This window comes from Allobosea sp. NPDC055594 (assembly GCF_053618995.1).
The window spans coordinates 1-2,591 of record NZ_JBSHIO010000042.1 but is presented as its reverse complement, the minus strand read 5'-3'; the positions used below and the strand labels follow the sequence as shown (position 1 = coordinate 2,591).

General features: G+C 67.4%; 2 protein-coding genes. Both read right to left on the bottom strand.

Annotation, left to right across the window (positions count from 1 at the left end):
* Window positions 1–123: 123 nt before the first annotated feature.
* Window positions 124–984, bottom strand: coding sequence for an IS21-like element helper ATPase IstB (istB, locus tag ACWGRX_RS26820; RefSeq protein WP_452120045.1), 861 nt, complete (start codon window positions 982–984; stop codon window positions 124–126).
* A complete protein-coding gene (gene istA, locus ACWGRX_RS26815; RefSeq protein WP_452120044.1) occupies window positions 984–2,483 on the bottom strand; it encodes an IS21 family transposase in 1,500 nt (499 codons plus the stop codon). The genes istB and istA overlap by 1 nt, the downstream gene beginning before the upstream one ends.
* Window positions 2,484–2,591: the final 108 nt, after the last annotated feature.

Sequence of the window (2,591 nt, the reverse complement as noted above, 5' to 3'; positions counted from 1 at the left end):
TGTCAACGGCGGTCGGATTCCAGGCCAGGGTGGCGGAGCAAAAGTAGGCCACTGGCGTCGTGGAGCGGCGGATATGGCAAGGGCCCCGATCGGGGCCCTTGCCATATCCGCTGCCGGGATTGATCAGGCGATGATCTCGCCGGTTTCAGGATCGGCGTTTTCGACGGCGGCCTGGGTTTCCTCCGCCGCGGCGGTGGCGCGCCGGCGGCCAGCGGATTGCCTGAGGCGGTAGCTGTCGCCGTTCATGGCCAGGATGCTGACGTGGTGGGTGAGCCGGTCGAGCAGCGCGCCGGTCAGCCGCTCCGATCCGAGGACCGAGGTCCAGTCCTCGAAGGGCAGGTTCGAGGTGACGATGGTCGAACCGCGCTCGTAGCGCTGCGAGAAGACCTCGAACAGGAGCTCGGCGCCGGTCGGCGACAGCGGCACATAGCCGAGCTCGTCGACGATCAGCAGCTTGACCGCCTGCAACTCGCGCTGGAGCCGGAGCAGACGCTTCTCGTCGCGGGCCTCGAGGAGCTGGCTGACCAGCGAAGCCGCCGTGGTGAACGCAACGGAGAAGCCCTTCTGGCAAGCGGCCAGCCCGAGCGCGAGAGCGACATGGGTCTTGCCCGTGCCGCTGTTGCCGAGTGCGATGATGTTCTCCCGGCGCAGGATGTAGCCGCATCGTGCCAGTTCCAGCACGAGCATCTTGTTGAGGCTCGGGATCGCCGTGAAGTCGAAGGTGTCGAAGCTCTTCACCGCCGGGAACCGCGCCGCCCGGATCCGCCGCTCGACCATGCGCCGTTCCCGGTCGATCAGTTCGAGCTCGACCAGCCGCAGCAGATAGCGGGGATGATCGACGCCGTCCCGGGCGCATTCCCGCGCGACCTTGTCGTATTCGCGCAGCACGGTCGGCAGCTTCAGATGCTTGAGATGATGTGCCAGCAGCACCTGCGGCGTTCCCGCGGTGGTGCCCGCCGGCATCGCCTCCTTCGCCGGGCCCATCATGCCGCGGCTCCCGGCAGGAGCACGGCATAATCGGCGGCCGAGGTCGTCTTCACCGCCGTCTTCGGCAGATGCGGATAGGCCGCCAGATTGAGGCGGGCCGGACGCCGTTCCAGGCGCGCCAGCGCGATCAGCTTCACCGCGTCGAAGCCGATCGCGCCGAGCCGGATTGCCTCACCGACGGCGAAGCTCACGACATCGCGCGGCAGGGCCTCCATCAGCCGCAGCACCTGGATGAACTCGCGCTTGCCGCGATTGCCCATCCGCGCTTCCAGCAGATGGCGCAGGTGCTGGAAGGCCTCGGGCAGGTCCCAGCCCTGCAACGCCGCCGCCTGGTCGAGCGCGTTCGGCTTTTCCTCAATCAGCGCCAGATAATGCAGCGGATCGGCGACGAACACGCCGGTCCCGTAACTGCGCGGATGCCGGGCGATCTCCTCGCCCCGGCACAGGATCACGACCTCCTCGACGAAGCCCTTCACCACCACGTCCTGGAAGCCATAGGCCGTCGGCACCGAGTAATCGTTCGACCGGTAGCGAACCAGCGCCGTCGATGAGACCCGCCCACCACGCTTCTCGCACGGCTCCAGCGGCACCGCCGGCAAGGGGCGCAGGGCCTCACAATCGGCCGAGAGACGCTCGCCGATCGTCTGCGCGTGTCGACCAGTCCGCTCGCCCTGTCGCCGGCGGCAGCGCTCGGCCAACATCGCGTTCAGCTCGGCGAAGCTCGCCGCCACCGGGATCGGCGTCAGGAAGTTCGAGCGGGCATACTTCACCAGCCCCTCGACCTTGCCCTTGTCGTTGCCCTTGCCCGGGCGGCCAAACCGATCCCGGAACAGATAGTGGCTCACCAACTCGGTGAACGCCCGCGTCCGCTCGCGCCAGCCATCGCCGCAGATCTTCGCCACCGCGATGCGCGTGTTGTCGTAGAGCACCGACAGCGGTACGCCGCCGAAGAAGCCGAACGCCGAGACGTGACCGTCCAGGAAGGCTTCCGTCGTCTCCCGCGGATAGGCCTTCACGAAGCAGGCGTCCGACTGTGGCAGGTCCAGGCAGAAGAAGTGGATCTTCTGACGCACCCCGCCGATCACCGCGGTTGCCTCGCCAAAATCCACCTGGGCGTGACCGGGTGGGTGCGCCAGCGGAACGAAGGTCTCGCGACCGCGCGCCCGGCAAAGCCGCACATGGTCCTTCACCACCGTGTAGCCGCCGGCAAAGCCGTGCTCGTCCCGCAGACGTTCGAAGATCCGCTTCGCCGTATGGCGCTGCTTCACCGGTGACGCCCGATCCCCGTCCAGGATCGCCTCGATCACCGGCAGCAGCGGACCGAGCTTCGGCTTCTCGACCGGCCTCGTGCGCGTGTAGCCCGGAGGGATCGAGAACCGGCACATCTTGGCGATCGTCTCGCGGCTCAGTCCGAACACGCGAGCCGCTTCCCGTCGGCTCTGCTTCTGGTTGAAAACGAAATCGCGAACCGCCGCGTAGACCTCCACAGCGAACATCCTCGCCGACCCCAAAGGGGCCAGCCTATCCAGTGGACGACTTTTACACCGCCCGCGCCCGCACAAGCGCCGGCGCTTCACTGGATGGTTTTCTCACCGCCGTGCACA

Bases quoted from the DNA above. Each gene is read 5' to 3' on its own strand.
- istB (WP_452120045.1), bottom strand. From the start codon at position 984: ATGGGCCCGGCGAAGGAGGCGATGCCGGCGGGCACCACCGCGGGAACG.
- istA (WP_452120044.1), bottom strand. From the start codon at position 2,483: ATGTTCGCTGTGGAGGTCTACGCGGCGGTTCGCGATTTCGTTTTCAAC.